At 75.7% G+C, this 15642-nt stretch carries 15 protein-coding genes, 1 pseudogene and 1 riboswitch; of the genes and pseudogenes, 10 read left to right on the forward strand and 6 right to left on the reverse strand.

Features of this window, described 5'->3' with window-relative positions:
* Positions 1-10: 10 nt before the first annotated feature.
* Entirely contained in the window at positions 11-616 is a 606-nt protein-coding gene (locus E9529_RS08300) for a TetR/AcrR family transcriptional regulator (RefSeq protein WP_236830681.1), read from the reverse strand.
* A gap of 80 nt (positions 617-696) precedes the next feature.
* Here E9529_RS08300 and E9529_RS08305 point away from each other — a divergent pair, with 80 nt between their 5' ends.
* Positions 697-2238 carry a class I adenylate-forming enzyme family protein gene (locus E9529_RS08305; RefSeq protein ID WP_236830682.1) on the forward strand — a complete coding sequence of 514 codons (1542 nt, stop codon included), beginning with the start codon at positions 697-699 and terminating at the stop codon, positions 2236-2238.
* Positions 2239-2246: 8 nt separating this feature from the next.
* The gene (locus E9529_RS08310) at positions 2247-3002 is read left to right on the forward strand and encodes a crotonase/enoyl-CoA hydratase family protein (RefSeq protein ID WP_236830683.1); all 756 of its coding nucleotides are present in this window, start codon (positions 2247-2249) and stop codon (positions 3000-3002) included.
* 41 nt (positions 3003-3043) lie between these two features.
* Here the strand turns inward: E9529_RS08310 and E9529_RS08315 are convergent, their stop codons facing one another.
* On the reverse strand, positions 3044-3421 hold the full coding sequence (locus tag E9529_RS08315; protein WP_236830684.1) for a hypothetical protein: 378 nt from the start codon (positions 3419-3421) through the stop codon (positions 3044-3046).
* Between the two features lie 63 nt (positions 3422-3484).
* Here E9529_RS08315 and E9529_RS08320 point away from each other — a divergent pair, with 63 nt between their 5' ends.
* A complete protein-coding gene (locus E9529_RS08320; RefSeq protein ID WP_236830685.1) occupies positions 3485-4123 on the forward strand; it encodes a hypothetical protein in 639 nt (212 codons plus the stop codon).
* A 4-nt stretch (positions 4124-4127) separates the two neighbouring features.
* On the opposite strand, the gene metF is transcribed toward E9529_RS08320, so the two are convergent.
* Positions 4128-5033 carry a methylenetetrahydrofolate reductase [NAD(P)H] gene (gene metF, locus E9529_RS08325; protein WP_236830686.1) on the reverse strand — a complete coding sequence of 302 codons (906 nt, stop codon included), beginning with the start codon at positions 5031-5033 and terminating at the stop codon, positions 4128-4130.
* A 94-nt stretch (positions 5034-5127) separates the two neighbouring features.
* On the opposite strand from metF, the gene E9529_RS08330 reads away from it, so the two are divergent.
* The 3 genes from E9529_RS08330 to E9529_RS08340 are packed head-to-tail and all read left to right on the forward strand — an operon-like array spanning position 5128 to position 8767.
* Positions 5128-6324, forward strand: coding sequence for a polyprenyl synthetase family protein (locus E9529_RS08330; protein WP_236830687.1), 1197 nt, complete (start codon positions 5128-5130; stop codon positions 6322-6324).
* Positions 6324-7820: a phytoene desaturase family protein gene (gene crtI, locus E9529_RS08335; RefSeq protein WP_236830688.1), complete on the forward strand. Its 1497-nt coding sequence runs from the start codon at positions 6324-6326 to the stop codon at positions 7818-7820. Before E9529_RS08330 ends, crtI begins: the two co-directional genes overlap by 1 nt.
* On the forward strand, positions 7817-8767 hold the full coding sequence (locus E9529_RS08340) for a phytoene/squalene synthase family protein (RefSeq protein ID WP_236830689.1): 951 nt from the start codon (positions 7817-7819) through the stop codon (positions 8765-8767). The genes crtI and E9529_RS08340 overlap by 4 nt, the downstream gene beginning before the upstream one ends.
* On the opposite strand, the pseudogene E9529_RS22665 reads toward E9529_RS08340, so the two are convergent.
* The 3 genes and pseudogenes from E9529_RS22665 to E9529_RS08355 form a co-directional block, all read right to left on the reverse strand.
* Positions 8764-9057 (reverse strand): annotated as a pseudogene (locus tag E9529_RS22665) (hypothetical protein); the annotation flags it as partial. The gene E9529_RS08340 and the pseudogene E9529_RS22665 sit on opposite strands and share 4 nt — an antisense overlap.
* The gene (locus tag E9529_RS08350; RefSeq protein WP_236830690.1) at positions 8970-9320 is read right to left on the reverse strand and encodes a lycopene cyclase domain-containing protein; all 351 of its coding nucleotides are present in this window, start codon (positions 9318-9320) and stop codon (positions 8970-8972) included. The pseudogene E9529_RS22665 and the gene E9529_RS08350, both read right to left, overlap by 88 nt.
* 43 nt (positions 9321-9363) lie before the next feature.
* Positions 9364-9687, reverse strand: coding sequence for an Rv2175c family DNA-binding protein (locus E9529_RS08355; RefSeq protein ID WP_236830691.1), 324 nt, complete (start codon positions 9685-9687; stop codon positions 9364-9366).
* Between the two features lie 13 nt (positions 9688-9700).
* Between E9529_RS08355 and E9529_RS08360 the strand changes: the two genes are divergently transcribed.
* The 4 genes from E9529_RS08360 to E9529_RS08375 all read left to right on the forward strand — a co-directional run bounded on the left by E9529_RS08360 (position 9701) and on the right by E9529_RS08375 (position 15476).
* Positions 9701-10837: an alpha-hydroxy acid oxidase gene (locus E9529_RS08360; protein ID WP_236830692.1), complete on the forward strand. Its 1137-nt coding sequence runs from the start codon at positions 9701-9703 to the stop codon at positions 10835-10837.
* 4 nt (positions 10838-10841) lie between these two features.
* Positions 10842-10926, forward strand: a riboswitch (ZMP/ZTP riboswitch).
* Positions 10927-10950: 24 nt separating this feature from the next.
* The gene (locus E9529_RS08365; RefSeq protein ID WP_236830693.1) at positions 10951-12414 is read left to right on the forward strand and encodes a glycine hydroxymethyltransferase; all 1464 of its coding nucleotides are present in this window, start codon (positions 10951-10953) and stop codon (positions 12412-12414) included.
* A gap of 175 nt (positions 12415-12589) precedes the next feature.
* Positions 12590-14575, forward strand: a complete 1986-nt coding sequence (gene pknB, locus E9529_RS08370) for a Stk1 family PASTA domain-containing Ser/Thr kinase (protein WP_236830694.1) — start codon at positions 12590-12592, stop codon at positions 14573-14575.
* Between the two features lie 4 nt (positions 14576-14579).
* On the forward strand, positions 14580-15476 hold the full coding sequence (locus tag E9529_RS08375; protein WP_236830695.1) for a deoxyribonuclease IV: 897 nt from the start codon (positions 14580-14582) through the stop codon (positions 15474-15476).
* Positions 15477-15642: the final 166 nt, after the last annotated feature.

Below are 15642 nucleotides of genomic sequence, written 5' to 3' on the forward strand. Positions count from 1 at the left end.
CACCGGGAACTCACAGGGAGGCCGGCCCGGCACCTCCGCCCACGCGCGCGGCCGGGGTGGCGAGGACCCGGTCGACCCACAGCTGCAGGACCCGCCGGTCGAGATCGCCGTCGCCGCGGAGCACGCTGGTGAGGGCCAGCCCCCGGTAGAGGGCGAGCAGCCCGTCGATCTCGGCCCGGTCCCGGGGCGCCCCCGGGAAGAGCTCGCCGACCAGCTCGCGGACGGCCGCGCCCACGCGCCGCTCGGCCGGCAGCAGCGCCGCGCGCAGGGCCGGCTCGGTGCGCGCGGCCGACCACAGCTCCAGCCCGGCCAGGAAGAGCGGGCCGGACATCACGCGGTGCAGGAGGTCCACCTCGTCGCGGACCCGGCCGGCGCCGGCGTCGGCGCGCACCTGGCCGATCTGGGAGTCGGCGACGTGGGAGACGGCGGCGACCAGCAGCGCCTCCTTGGTGGCGAAGTGGTGCAGCAGCGCCCCGCGCGACAGCCCCGCCCGCTCCTGCACCCGCTGGGTGGTCGTGCCCGCGTACCCGTGCTCCACGAGGCACTGGATCGTCGCGGCGAGCAGCCGCGAGCGGGTGTCCGCGCGCCGCTGCTCCTGGGTCCGTCGCTCGGTCACCGGGAGAGGATAGGCGCTGACAAACCGTCCGAACGGACTGTAAGTTGCCGAGCACCAACGGCGAGAGGAGTGGTGGACCGGTGTTGACGGTGGATCTGGTGCGACGCGGCGCCCGGCGGTTCGCGGATCGGACGGCGGTGCTGAGCGGCGACGCGTCGCTGACCTTCCGGGAGGTGGACGAGACCGCCAACCGCATGGCCAACGTGCTCATCGGCCTGGGGGTGGCCCGCGGGGACCGGGTCGGCCTGCTGGTCGACAACGGCCTGTGGTCGGTGCCCATCGACTTCGCCTGCCTCAAAGCCGGGGCCGCCCGGGTGCCGCTCAACGCCCGGCTCTCGGCCGACGAGCAGGCGCGGATGCTCGCCGCCACGGGCGTGCGGCTGCTGGTGCACGGCGCGGCGCTCGCCGACCGCGCGGCGGAGCTCGCCGAGCGGGTGGACGGGCTGCGGCTGGTGAGCCTGGGGCAGACCGCCGACGTGGAGACGCTGGACCTGCTCGACGAGATGGCGGAGGCCAGCCCCGCCGATCCGCGGCTGCCGGCCGAGCCGGCCGACCCGGTGCTGATCCTCTACACCTCGGGCACGACCGGCTCGCTCAAGGCGGTGGTGCACACCCAGGCCAGCTACGCGGCGATCTGCGCCAACATCCTGGCCAACCTGGTCTCACCCGGCCGCGACTCGGTCATGCTGCACGCCGCGTCGCTGATCCACGCCAGCGGGACCTTCGTGCTGCCGTACTGGATCCGCGGCGGCGCCGCGGCCGTCCTCCCCGGCTTCGACCCGGGCAGCTACCTCGACTCCCTCACCCGCTACCGGGCCACGGAGATCAACCTGGTGCCCACCATGCTGGGCATGCTGCTGTCCTCCGGCGCCGCCGAGCGCGCCGACGTCTCCAGCCTGCGGACGGCGGTGTACGGGGCCAGCCCGATGCCCGGCCCGGTGCTCGCCCAGGCCCTCGACGTCTGGGGCCCGCGCCTCGTGCAGTACTACGGGCAGACGGAGGCCCCGCTGGCGATCACGGTGCTCGACGCCACCGACCACACCGACCCGGCCCTCGCGGGCACCTGCGGCCACCCCTCGGTCGACGCCGAGGTGCGCATCGTCGGCACCGACGGCGGCGCGCTCCCGGCCGGGGAGATCGGCGAGCTCCAGGTGCGCGCCCCGTTCGGCATGGCCGGCTACCACGAGGCGCCGGGGCTCACCGCCGAGACGATCGACGCCGACGGCTGGATCGCCACCCGCGACCTCGCCCGGCTGGACGACCGCGGCTACCTGACCCTGGTCGACCGCACCAGCGACATGATCATCACCGGCGGCTACAACGTGTACCCGCGGGAGGTCGAGGAGGCGCTGATGGCGCACCCGGCGGTCTCCGGAGCCGCCGTCGTCGCCGCCCCGGACCCGACGTGGGTGGAGGCGGTCACGGCCTTCGTCACGCTCCGCCCCGGGGCGAGCGCCGGCCCGGACGAGCTGCGGGAGGCCGTCCGCGGCGCGCTGGCCGGCTACAAGGTGCCGAAGGCCGTGCACGTGGTCGACCAGCTGCCCCTCTCCCCCGTCGGCAAGATCCTCCGCCGGGCGCTGCGCGAGCCGCTGTGGGCCGACACCCCCGGGCGCGCGTCGTGAGCGGGGCGGTGACCGTCGAGCGGGACGGCCCGGTGACGACGGTGCGGCTCTCCCGGCCGGCGGCGCGCAACGCCGTCGACGGGCCGACCGCCGCGGCGCTGGCCGACGCCTTCCGCGCCTTCGACGAGGACGACGACGCCGCCGTCGCGGTGCTGCACGGCGAGGGCGGCACCTTCTGCGCCGGCGCGGACCTGCGGGCGATCGGCACCGACCGCGGCAACCGCACGGAGACCGACGGGGACGGGCCGATGGGCCCCACCCGGATGCGGCTGCGCAAGCCGGTGATCGCCGCCATCGCCGGGCACGCGGTCGCCGGCGGGCTGGAGCTGGCGCTGTGGTGCGACCTGCGCGTGGCCGACGAGACGGCGGTGCTCGGGGTCTACTGCCGGCGCTGGGGCGTCCCGCTCGTCGACGGCGGCACCGTGCGGCTGCCCCGGCTGATCGGCACGTCGCGGGCGATGGACCTCGTGCTGACCGGGCGCGGTGTCGACGCGGCGGAAGCGCTGCAGATGGGCCTGGTCAACCGGGTGGTCGCCCAGGGCCGGGCGCTGGCCGAGGCGCAGGCGCTGGCCGCCCGGATCGCCGCCTTCCCGCAGACCTGCCTGCGCGAGGACCGCGCCTCGCTCCTCGAGCAGGACGGCCTGGACGAGGAGGCGGCGATGGCCAACGAGTTCCGCCACGGCCTGGTCTCCCTCGCCGTCGACGCGCTGCCGGGTGCCGCGCGGTTCGCCGCCGGCGAGGGCCGGCACGGCACCGGGGTCTGACCGGCCGGTCCGGGGCGTGCCACGCGCCCCGGACCGGCCGCTCACCCGAGCGCCACCACCAGGCAGCAGGCGGCGAGCACCAGCACCAGCGGGGTCATGACGAACCGCTCGGGCCGGCTCCGCGAGATGCCGTTCAGGACGACGCCGAGCGCGAAGTAGCCCGTCAGCACCCGGATGCCGACGTCGGCCACGGTCGCGGTCAGCACCGCGACGAGGCCGGCGGCCTGCAGGATGACGACGGCGAAGACCAGGTACAGGACGACGGAGACGGCGCTGCCGGTGCGCAGCCGCGGCGGCAGCACGTCGTGCTGCCCGCCCCACGCGAACCGGCCCCACGGCCGCCCGGCGGCCAGCGCCACCTGGAAGACGGCGAGGCCGCCCAGCACCGCGCAGGCCAGGACGGCGGCTCCGGTGATCACCGGCGCAGGGTAGGGCCCGCGACGACGGGTGTCGGCGACCGGCACCCGGGGCACCCCGCACCCATGGCTGCCCCGATCAGCGACCCCGTCGTCGTCGACGTCCTGCGCCGGCTCGACCGGCTGCTCACCCCGCTGGCCACCCGGCTGGGCCGGCCCCCGGCGCTGCCACGGGAGGAGCGCGACGAGTGGTGGGCCGACCGCGTGTCCCGGGTGGCGGCCGGGGTGTCGGCCGCGCCGCGGTTCGCCGGCAAGCTCGCCGACCTGCTCCCGCTGCAGAACACGGTCGGCACCGCGGTGCAGTCCCTCGTCGTCCTCGGCGTCGCGGGCGAGCACGGGGTCGAGCCGCCCGCCGAGCGCGTCTCCCTGCTGGCCCGGGTGCTGCTCCGGCGGGAACTCACCCCCGAGCAGGTCGAGCCGCTGCTCACCCGCGCCAAGGGCACCTACGTGGAGGGGGCGCTCGGCCCGCGCGACGAGCGCCGCGGCGCCACCGGCGCGGTGCGGACGCTGTGGCGGGCGGCCCGGCTGCTCGGCCGCATCGACGACGCGCTCGACGCCCGGCCGAAGGGGAAGCTGCTCGCCCGCGCCGTCTCCAACCTGCCGGTCGTCGGCGTCGCCGGCGGCTACGCCTCCGAGCGCGAGGGCCTGCGCCGGGCGGCCGCCCGCGCCGCCGACCTGCTGGAGGGGGTGCAGCCGGCCCGGTGACCGCTCAGCGGACGGCGGGCACCCGGCCGGCGAGGTTGGCGAACACCTCGCGGGTCGCCGTCGACCGGTTCATGGTGATGAAGTGGATGCCCGGCACGCCCTCGTCGAGCAGCTTGCGGCACAGGTCGGTGGCCACCTCGACGCCGAGGGCGCGGACCGCCGCCTGGTCCTCGGGCGCGTCGCCGTCCAGCGCCTCGAACCGCTCGGCCAGCTCCGGCGGGAACGCCTGGCCCGACAGCTGCACGATCCGGGTGATCTGCCGGACGTTGGTGACCGGCATGACCCCGGCGATGACCGGCACCTCGCAGCCGCGCGCCACGACCCGGTCCCGCATCCGCAGGTAGTCCTCGGCGCGGAAGAACATCTGGGTGATGGCGAAGTCGGCCCCCGCGCGGCACTTGGCCACGAACATCTCGACGTCGGTGTCGAAGTCCGGCGAGCGCGGGTGCCGTTCGGGGAAGGCGGCGACGCCGACGGAGAAGTCGCCCACCGAGCGGATCAGCTCGACCAGCTCGGCGGCGTAGTTGAGCCCCTCGGGGTGGGCCACCCAGTCGGCCTGCGGATCGGCGCCCGGCGGGTCGCCGCGCAGCGCCATGATGTTGCGGACCCCCGCCGCGGCCAGCCGGCTGATCACGTGCCGCAGCTCGGCGACGCTGTGGTCGACGGCGGTCAGGTGCGCCAGCGGCGTCATCGTGGTGTCCGCCGCGATCCGCTCGGTCATCGCCACGGTGCCCTCGCGGGTGGACCCGCCGGCCCCGTAGGTCACCGAGACGAACGAGGGGTGCAGGCGCTCCAGCTCGCGCAGCGCCGTCCACAGCTGCTCCTCCCCCGCCGGCGTCTTCGGCGGGAAGAACTCGAACGACCACGTCGGGCGCTCGGTGGCGAGGAGCTCGCGGACGGTGGGTGTCACGGCACCCGAGCCTACGGGCGGCGCACGGGTGCATCCGGAACCGGCACCGGCGGGGAAGAGGCCGTGTCCCGGACGCCGGATCGACGGAGGAACCATGCAGCAGACCCCCTCGGCCACCCCGCTGGTGGGGCGGCACCCCACCGGGTTGGGCGATACTGACCGCATGACCTCCGGGGCGCAGCAGCGCGAGACCGCCCGCCTGGCACCACCGCTGTCGGTCGCGGAGCTCGACCGGGTGCGGGCCGCGGTCGCCGAGGCGCTCACCGGCTTCCTCGACCAGCAGCGCGCCACGCTCGCCGCGATGGACGCCAGCCTCGTCCCCGTCGTCGAGGAGGTCTGCGCCGTCGCCGAGGGCGGGAAGAAGCTGCGCCCCTCCTTCGCCTACTGGGGCTGGCGCGGGGCGCGCGGGCAGGGCCCGGGCGCCGGGGAGGACGAGGACGCCGTGCTCCGCGCCGTCGCCGCGCTGGAGTTCGTGCACGCCAGCGCGCTGGTCCACGACGACGTCATGGACGCCGCCGGCACCCGCCGAGGCCGCCCCAGCACGCACGTCGGGTTCGCCGGCCGGCACGCCGACTCCGAGTTCTCCGGCGACGGGGAGCTGTTCGGCGTCGGCGCGGCGATCCTCGTCGGCGACCTGGCGCTGGTGTGGTCCGACGAGCTGCTGCGCTGCTCGGGCATCTCGGAGGCGGCGCTGGGCCGGGCCCGCGCCGTCTGGGACACGATGCGCAGCGAGGTCACCGCGGGCCAGTACCTCGACCTGCTGCGGGCCGCCGGCGGGTTGCCGGGCCCGGACGGGGCGCTCACCGTCGCCCGCTACAAGAGCGCCGGCTACACCGTCCAGCGCCCCCTCCAGCTCGGCGTGGCGATCGCCGGCGCCGGGCCGCGGGTGGTCGAGGCGTGCACCGCCATCGGGTTGCCCCTGGGCGAGGCGTTCCAGCTGCGCGACGACCTCCTCGGCGTCTTCGGCGACCCGGAGGTCACCGGCAAGTCCGCCGACGACGACCTGCGCGAGGGCAAGCAGACGCTGCTGGTGGCGCTGGCCGCCGAGGCCGCCGACGACGCCGGGCGCGCCCTGCTCGGCGAGCTGCTGGGCAACCCGGAGGCCGGGCACGAGGAGTTCGAGAAGCTGCGCGACCTGCTGGTGAGCACCGGCGCCCGCGACCGGGTCGAGGAGCGGATCGCGCTGAGCACCGCCCGGGCCCGCGAGGCGATCGCCGAGGCGCCGCTGGCCGACGACGCCCGCCGGGCGCTGGACGCGCTCGCGGTCGCCGCGACGTCGCGCACCGCCTGATGGTCCGCACCGTTCCCGGCCGCACCGACCGCGTCGTCGTCGTCGGGGCAGGGCTGGCCGGGCTGGCCACGGCGCTCCGGCTGCGCGGCGCCGGCCGCGAGGTCACCGTCGTCGAGCGCGCCGGCGGCCCCGGCGGGCGGGCCGGGCGGATCGAGCGCGACGGCTACGCGCTGGACACCGGGCCGTCGGTCTTCACCGCGCCGGAGATCGTCGAGGAGACGCTCGCCGCCGTCGGGGACCGGCTCGAGGACAGGCTGGAGCTGCGCCGGCTCGAGACGAGCTACCGGGCGCAGTACGCCGACGGCACGCACCTGGACGTGCACGCCGACCCCGAGGCCTTCGCCGCCGAGGTCGCCGCCCTCTGCGGGCCGGGCGAGGCCGACGCGCTGCGGCGCTACCTCGCCGACCTCGCCGAGCTCTACCGCCTGCAGCTGTCCACCTTCATCGACCGAAACCTGGACTCGCCGCTGGACCTGCTCGGGCCCGAGCTCCTCGCCCTCGTGCGGCGCGGCGGCTTCGGCCGGCTGTCGGCCCACGTGGGCCGGTACTTCACCGACGACCGGCTGCGCCGGCTGTTCAGCTTCCAGGCCCTCTACGCCGGCGTCTCCCCCTTCCGCGCCATCGCCGCCTACGCGGTGATCGCCCAGCTCGACATCGGCGCCGGCGTCTGGCACCCGGTCGGCGGGATCGGGGCGGTGCCGCGGGCGCTCGCCGCCGCCGCGGCCGACGCGGGCGTCACCTTCCGCTACGGCTGCGCGGTGGACGAGCTCGAGCTCCGCGGCGACCGCGTCACCGGGGTGCTGCTGGAGGACGGCGAGCGGCTGCCGGCCGACGCCGTCGTCGTCACCACCGACGCCCCGCACGCGCTGGTGCCCGGCCTGCGCGGGCCCCGCCGCCCGGTCTACTCGCCCTCCTGCGTCGCGCTGCACCTCGGCGTGCGGGCCGAGCTGCCCGGTCAGGCGCACCACACGATCAGCTTCGGGCACTCGTGGCGGCAGGTGTTCGACGAGCTGACCCGCGACGGCCGCCCCATGAGCGACCCCAGCCTGCTGATCAGCATGCCCTCGCGCACCGACCGCTCGCTGGCCCCCGAGGGCGGGCAGGTGCTCAGCGTCGTCGCCCCCACCCCGAACCTCGACCGGCGCAGCGGCGGCAACCCGGACCTGGACTGGGACGCCCTCGGGCCCCGCTACCGGGAGGAGCTGCTGGCCGCGCTGGAGGCCCGCGGGCTCACCGGCGTCTCCGGCGCGATCGAGGTGGAGCACATGGACACCCCGGCCACCTGGGCGGCGCAGGGCATGGCCGCCGGCACCCCCTTCGCGCTGGCGCACACCTTCGGCCAGACCGGCCCGTTCCGCCCCTCCACGCTGCCGCGCCGCGGCCCGGAGAACGTGGTGCTGGCCGGGTCGTCGGTGCAGCCGGGCGTCGGCGTCCCGATGGTGCTCATCAGCGGCCGGCTGGCCGCCGAGCGGATCACCGGGCCGGTGGCGCGGTGATCCTGCAGCCCCCCGGCACCCAGGCCGCCCGGCAGGCGCAGCTGTCCGCGGCCTACCGGCACTGCGCCGCCATCGCCGCCGAGCACGGCAAGAGCTACCACCTGGCCACCCGGCTGCTCACGCCCGAGCGGCGGCCCGCGGTGCACGCCCTCTACGCCGCCGCGCGGGTCGCCGACGACTTCGTCGACCACCCCGGCGCCGACCCCGCCGGTGACCTGATGACCTGGTCGAAGGCGCTGCTGGAGGAGCTGGAGACCGGCTGGTCCGACGACCCGGTGCGGCTGGCCCTGGTGCACACCTACCGGCGCTACGCGATCCCCGTCGAGCACCTCGTCGACTTCCTCGCCGCCATGACCAGCGACCTCGACGTCACCGGCTACGCCGACCTGGACGCGCTGGACCGCTACATGTGGGGCTCGGCGTCGGTCATCGGCCTGCAGGTGCTCCCCGTCCTGGGCACCGCGCCCGGGGTGACCCGCGAGGAGGCCGCCCCGCACGCCATCGCGCTCGGCGAGGCGTTCCAGCTGACCAACTTCCTGCGCGACGTCGGCGAGGACGTCGACCGCGGCCGGGTCTACCTGCCCGCCGACCTCATGGCCGCCCACGGGGTGACCCGCGAGCAGCTGGCGGCCAAGCGCCACGACCAGCGGTTCGAGGCCCTGATGCGCGAGATGGTCGCGATCGTGCGCCGCCGGTACGACGACGCGGCGCCCGGCACACCGATGCTGGCGCCGGAGTCCCGGGACTGCGTGCGTGCCGCCACCGACCTCTACGGCGGGATCCTGCGCGAGATCGAGCGCGCCGGCTACCGGGTGCTCGACCGGCGGGTGTCGGTGTCCAAGCCGCGCCGCCTGGCCGTGTTCGCCCGCCGGTTGACCGCCGCCCAGCTGGCCAGGGTGAGGGTGACCATGGCGAACCCGAAGAGCAGGTCCTCCACCGGGGCGTAGGCGATGCGCGGCCCCCAGATGGTCTGCGGGTCGTAGGTGACCACGTCCAGCCCGGTGAGCACGCCGTTCATCAGCAGCTGGAAGAAGACGATGATCGCGTAGGCCACCCAGAACACCGGCCGGGTCACCATGCGGGTGCGGTAGACGGCCAGGTCCACCACCAGGACGGCGACCACCGCGGTGACCGCCAGCGCGCTGTAGCTCACCGGCCCACCTCCGCTTCCTCGGCCGGGTACCCGGCGTCCCACCGGGTCACCTTCCGCACCGCCTCCAGCGCCAGCACCGAGCACAGCGGGACGACGAGGAAGAACAGGACCTCCTCGAACGGGATCCCGCCGGGCAGCCGGACGCCGGTGGTGCGCTCGGCCGAGTAGTCCCAGTGCCCCTGCGCGATGGCGTAGAGCACCCAGCTGACGAACACCACGAACTCGGGCAGGACGGCGAGGAGCAGCCGCCGCCAGCGGGCGTACACCCGGACGCCCAGCACCAGCTCCAGCGGCGCGGTCACCACCAGGCAGCCGGCCAGCAGGCCCAGGTACGTCAGCTGCTCCACGGGTCGGGCTTCCGTTCCCGCACCGGCTCCGGATGCACCCGGGTCAGAACGCCAGGGCCTGGGCCCGGCGGGTGACCTCGGTGTGCCGGTCGTCCCGCAGCGCCTGCACCGGGGTGCCGGGCAGCGACGCGTCCTCGCGGAACAGCCAGTCGAAGGCCTCCTCGTCGCTGAAGCCGCCGTCGCGCAGCACGGTCAGCAACCCGGGCAGGTGCTTGAGCACCGCGCCGTCCTTGAGGAACGCCGCGGGGATCTTGCCGTTCCCGCTGCCGGGGACGGCCATCAGCTTCCGGTCCCGCAGCAGCTGCCGGACCCGGTTGGGCGACGTGCCCAGCAGCTGGGCGACCTCCGCGGGCGTGAGCGTGTCCATAGAGTGTCAGCCTATGGCGAGCGGCGGACCAGCGAGCAGCCCGGTACCGGGGACGAGCGGGCGGGACGGGGCGGCCGAGGCCGCCGAGGAGCCCCGCGCCGAACCGCCCTTCGTCGACTTCGAGGAGTTGGAGTCCCGCTCCCGGCAGCTGCTGCCCGAGCCGGTGTACGACTACTACGCCGGCGGCGCCGAGACCGAGACCACGGTGCGCGAGGCCACGGCCGCCTGGCGGGCGTGGCGGCTGCGGCCGCGGGTGCTGCGGGGCACGACCACCGCCGCCCTGGGCACCGAGCTGCTCGGGAGCCCGGTGCGCACCCCGATCGGCATCGCCCCGTGGGCCTACCAGGCGATGGCCCACCCCGACGGCGAGCTCGCCACCGCCCGGGCCGCCGCCGCGACCGGCGCGCTGATGACCGTGTCCACCAGCGCGAACCACAGCCTCGAGGAGGTCGCCGCCGTCGCGCCCGCGAGCCCGAAGTGGTTCCAGCTCTACCGGCTGCACTCCGAGCGGCACACCGACGACCTCGCCCGCCGCGCCGGCGACGCCGGATACCGGGCGCTGGTGCTCACCGTCGACGTCCCGCTGCTGGGCAGGCGCCGCCGCGACCTGCGGCACGACTTCGTGCACCGGGCCGGGGTCCGGATGGCCAACCGGCCTCCCGAGGGCGAGGAGCCGACGCTGGACGGCCTGGCCACCGGCACCTGGACCTTCGACGAGATCGCCCGGTTCGGCGAGCTCTCCGGGCTGCCGGTGGTGGTCAAGGGGGTCCTCCGGGGCGACGACGCCATCCGCTGCGTGCAGGCCGGTGCCGCCGCCGTGTGGGTCACCACCCACGGGGGGCGGCAGGTGGACCCGACGATCAGCAGCGCCCAGGCGCTGCCCGAGGTGGTCGAGGCCGTGGGCGAGGACGTGGAGGTGTACGCCGACGGCGGCGTCCGCTCCGGCTCGGACGTGCTGACCGCGCTCGCCCTCGGGGCGACGGCGGTCTTCCTCGGCCGGCCGGTCGTCTGGGGGCTGGCCACCGGCGGCGAGGCGGGCGTGGCGCGGGTGCTGTCCGGGCTCGCCGAGGAACTCGAGCACACGATGGTGCTGTGCGGCCTCGACGACGTCCGGTCGGTGCCCTCCGACACCGTGGTGGCGGCGCGCTAACCTCTGCGAGGGCCGTGACTGGCGCGTCGAGGTGGGCCACCACCGGGGAGCGGTCCGCACCACCGTCGCCGTGCGCCTGGGCACCTCACCGTCGTTCAGCGCAGGAGGCACCCGTGACCGCAGCCCGCACCACCCACTCCTTCGACGGCGCCGCCGCCTCGGCCGCCTACCGCAGCGCCCTGGAGGTCATCGGGGCCGTCGAGCCCCGGGTCGCCGACGCGATCAGCCGGGAGCTCACCGACCAGCGCGGCTCGCTGAAGCTGATCGCGAGCGAGAACTACGCCAGCCCCGCGGTGCTGCTCACCATGGGCAACTGGTTCAGCGACAAGTACGCCGAGGGCACCGTCGGGCACCGCTTCTACGCCGGGTGCCAGAACGTCGACACCGTCGAGGCGCTCGCGGCGGAGCACGCCCGGGAGCTGTTCGGGGCGCCCTACGCCTACGTCCAGCCGCACTCGGGCATCGACGCCAACCTGGTCGCCTTCTGGGCGGTGCTCGCCCAGCGGGTGGAGCTCCCCGCGCTGCAGGAGGCCGGCGCTCGCCACGTCAACGACCTCACCGACGCCGACTGGGCGGTGCTGCGCCGCGCGCTGGGCGACCAGCGGATGCTCGGCATGTCGCTGGACGCCGGCGGCCACCTCACGCACGGCTTCCGCCCCAACATCAGCGGCAAGATGTTCGAGCAGTCCTCCTACGGCACCGACCCCGCCACCGGGCTGCTCGACTACGCCGCCGTCCGCGCCCGGGCCCGCGAGTTCCGGCCGCTGATCATCGTGGCGGGCTACTCGGCCTACCCACGGCGGGTGGACTTCGCGGCGATGCGCGAGATCGCCGACGAGGTCGGGGCCACCCTGGTGGTCGACATGGCGCACTTCGCCGGGCTCGTCGCCGGCAAGGTGCTCACCGGCGACTTCGACCCGGTGCCGCACGCGCACATCGTCACCAGCACCAGCCACAAGTCGCTGCGCGGCCCGCGCGGCGGGTTCGTGCTCGCCCAGCCGGAGTTCGCCGACGCCGTCGACCGCGGCTGCCCGATGGTGCTCGGGGGCCCGCTGCCCCACGTCATGGCCGCCAAGGCGGTGGCGTTCGCCGAGGCCCGCCGTCCGGAGTTCGCCGGCTACGCCCGGGCGGTGGCCGACAACGCGCAGACCCTGGCCGAGGGGCTGACCAGGCGCGGCGCCCGGCTGGTCACCGGCGGCACCGACAACCACCTGGTGCTCGTCGACGTCACCGGGTTCGGGCTGACCGGCCGCCAGGCGGAGTCCGCGTTGCTGGACGCCGGCATCGTGACCAACCGCAACGCCGTCCCGGCCGACCCCAACGGCGCCTGGTACACCTCCGGCATCCGGCTGGGCACCCCGGCGCTCACCAGCCGCGGCTTCGGCGCGGCGGAGTTCGACCGGACGGCGGAGCTGATCGTCGACGTGCTGTCGGCCACGACCCCGACCGCCACGCGCGACGGGGGCACGTCGCAGGCCAAGTACGTCGTCGCCGACGGCGTGGCCGACCGCACCCGCGCGGCGGCGGCCGAGCTGCTGTCGGCCCACCCGCTCTACCCGGGCATCGACCTCGCCTGAGAAAGGACCCCGTCCCCCTCACCGCTCGCACTCGGCCTCCCCGCAGGGTCCCGGTGCGAGCTCGCGAGCGCCGGGGGGCGGGGAGGTCCTTTTCCACCTGTCACAGGGGCCACGGTGACCCCCGTCGCCGCGTCGCGGAGCGACCGACGCCCCGGTCGCTCATACACTCGGCCGTGTGGACACCGCCGTGACCGACCCCGTGGTCGGCCTCGTTCTCGAGGGGCGCTACCGCCTCGAGGAGCGGGTGGCGCGAGGCGGCATGTCCACGGTCTACGCGGCCACCGACCTGCGCCTGCACAAGACCGTCGCCGTCAAGGTCATGGCCGAGCACCTGGCGCACGACCCCACCTTCGTCGACCGGTTCACCCGCGAGGCGCGCGCGGCGGCGATGCTCAGCCACCCCAACGTCGTGGGCGTCAGCGACCAGGGCAGCGACCAGGGGCTGGTCTTCCTCGTCATGGAGCTGGTGCGCGGCCGCACGCTGCGCGACCTGCTCAGCGCACGCGGCCGGCTCACCGTCGCCGAGGCGTTCGCCGTCCTGGAGCCGGTGCTCGCCGGGCTCACCGCCGCGCACCGAGCCGGGATCGTGCACCGCGACATCAAGCCGGAGAACGTGCTGATCGGCGTCGACGGCGTGGTCAAGGTGGCCGACTTCGGCCTGGCCCGCGCCGTCGTCGGCACCGGGCAGACCAGCCAGACCGGCGGGGTGCTCATCGGCACCGTCGCCTACCTGTCCCCCGAGCAGCTCGAGCGCGGCCGGGCCGACGCCCGCAGCGACATCTACGCCGCCGGCATCGTGCTCTACGAGATGCTCACCGGGCACCCGCCGTTCGGCGGTGACACCCCGCTGGCGGTCGCCTACCAGCACGTGCACCACGACGTGCCCGCGCCGTCGGCCGAGGTCCCCGGCCTGCCGTGGCAGGTCGACGAGCTGGTCGCCCGCACCACCCGGCGCGACCCCGCCGGGCGGCCGCTGGACGCGGGTGCGTTCCTCGCCGAGCTGACCGACGTCCGCACCGACCTCGGCGTCGAGCCGGTCCCCGTGCCGACCGGGCAGAGCACCGCGGGCCCCGGCACGCTGCGCCCCACCAACCGGCCGACGCGTCCCCGCCCCGGCCACCCGAGCAACCCCGGCACCGCGGTGCTCGGCGAGCGCGCCGACCGCACCGGGCGCACCAGCATGCTGCCGGGGATGGGCGCCGGCCCCACGACCGACGTGCACGGTCGCCGGCCCGCCCCCGGCCGGCCGCGCCCCGGTGTCCCCGACCACGTCCGCCGCCGCCGCGCCCGGCTGATCATCGCGATCGTCCTGCTGATGGCCGTCACCGTGGGCGCGGTCGGCTGGTGGCTGGGCTCGGGCCGGTGGACCGACGTGCCCGAGCTGACCGGCAAGCAGGAGGCCGCCGCCATCGACCTGCTGCAGGACGCCGGCCTCGACCCCGACCCGGTCGTCCGGGAGTGGAGCGAGGAGGTGCCCGAGGGCGTCGTCATCTCCTCCGACCCGGCCTCGGGCGAGGTCATCCGCGGCACCGACGTGCGGGTCGTCGTCTCCAAGGGCCTGGAGCGCTACACCGTGGCCCCGGAGCTCGTGGGCCTCCCGGTCGACGAGGTCGAGGCGCGCCTGCAGGCCGACCTGCCGATCCAGATCACCCGGGGTCAGGACTACGACGACGCCGTGCCGCCGGGCCACGTCATCCGCTTCGACCCGCCGGCCGGGACCGCGCTCAAGCGCGACCAGCTCGTGACGGTGGTGATCAGCCAGGGCCGGGCGCCGGTCTCCGTCCCCGACGTGACCGGGCAGACCCCGGAGCAGGCGACCTCCAACCTGGAGGCGCAGGGCTTCGTCGTCCAGCGCATCGAGGACGGGCGCAGCGACCAGGTCGACCGGGGCGAGGTCATGGCCGTCGAGCCGGGCCCCGCGGCCGGGCCGGTGCCCTACGGCAGCACCGTGCGCATCCAGGTCTCCGCCGGCGTCCCGCTGGTCACCGTGCCCGACGTCGTCGGCCGCAGCGGCGACGAGGCCGCGTCGATCCTCGAGCAGGCGGGCCTGGAGGTCGAGGCCACCCGCTTCTTCGGCAACCGGGTGCTGCGGCAGAGCCCCGCGGCCGGGGAGACCGTCGAGCGCGGCACCTCCGTCACCATCCTGCTCAGCTTCGGATAGGCCCGTGCCCGACACCTCCCCCGTGCCGCCGATCGGCGCGCACATCCAGATCAAGGGTGGCCTGGCCAAGGGCGGCCTGCCCTACACCGACGCCGTCGGCGCGCGGGCCGTGCAGGTCTTCGTCGGCAACCCGCGCGGCTGGCGGCTCACCGACGGGAACCCGCAGCAGGACGCGCTGTTCACCGCCGGGTGCGCCGAGCGCGGGGTGCCGTCGTTCATCCACACCCCGTTCCTGGTCAACGTCGGCTCCCCCACCGAGGCGACCGTGGCGCAGTCGATCGCCTCGATCGCGCACAACCTGCGGCGCGGGGCGCAGCTGGGCTGCCAGGGCGTGGTCGTGCACGCCGGCTCCGCGGTGGGCGAGGACCGCTACGAGCCCGCGCTGCGCCAGCTGCACGAGCAGCTGCTGCCGGTGCTGGAGGCCGCCGACCCCGACGGCCCGCGGCTGCTCGTCGAACCCACCGCCGGCGGCGGCAAGGCGCTGGCGGCCACGGTGGAGGACCTGGGGCCGTACTTCGCGGCGCTGGAGCACCACCCGCTGCTCGGCGTCTGCTTCGACACCTGCCACGCCTGGGCCGCGGGGCACGACCTCGCCGTCCCCGGTGGGATGTCGGCGACGCTCGACGCGCTCGAGGCGACCGTCGGACCCGGCCGGCTGGGCCTCGTGCACGTCAACGACTCGCTGGACGAGTGCGGCTCCAAGCGGGACCGGCACACCACGATCGGCGAGGGGCTGATCGGCTCCGGGGAGTACGGCACCGGCCCGTTCGCCGAGCTGGTGCGGCACCGCACGACCGCCGCGGTGCCGATGGTCGTCGAGACCCCCAGCGAGCGGGACGGCGACCCCTGCGGCGGGCACGCGGCCGACATCAAGCTGCTGAACGCGCTCATCGGCGACTGACCCACGCCGTGGGCCCCGTCATGAGGGGGTCCGCCCGGCCTCCTGTGCCCGAACCATGCGGACTCGTGGCGATCGGGCGCTGATCACCACGAGTCCGCATGGTTCGATCCCGGACGGCGGGTCGAAGCGGATGACGTGGCCCGGCGGCACGGCGTCGTCGGAGTCC

The sequence above is a fragment of the Blastococcus sp. KM273128 genome (assembly GCF_021698975.1).
Taxonomy (GTDB): Bacteria; Actinomycetota; Actinomycetes; order Mycobacteriales; family Geodermatophilaceae; genus Blastococcus.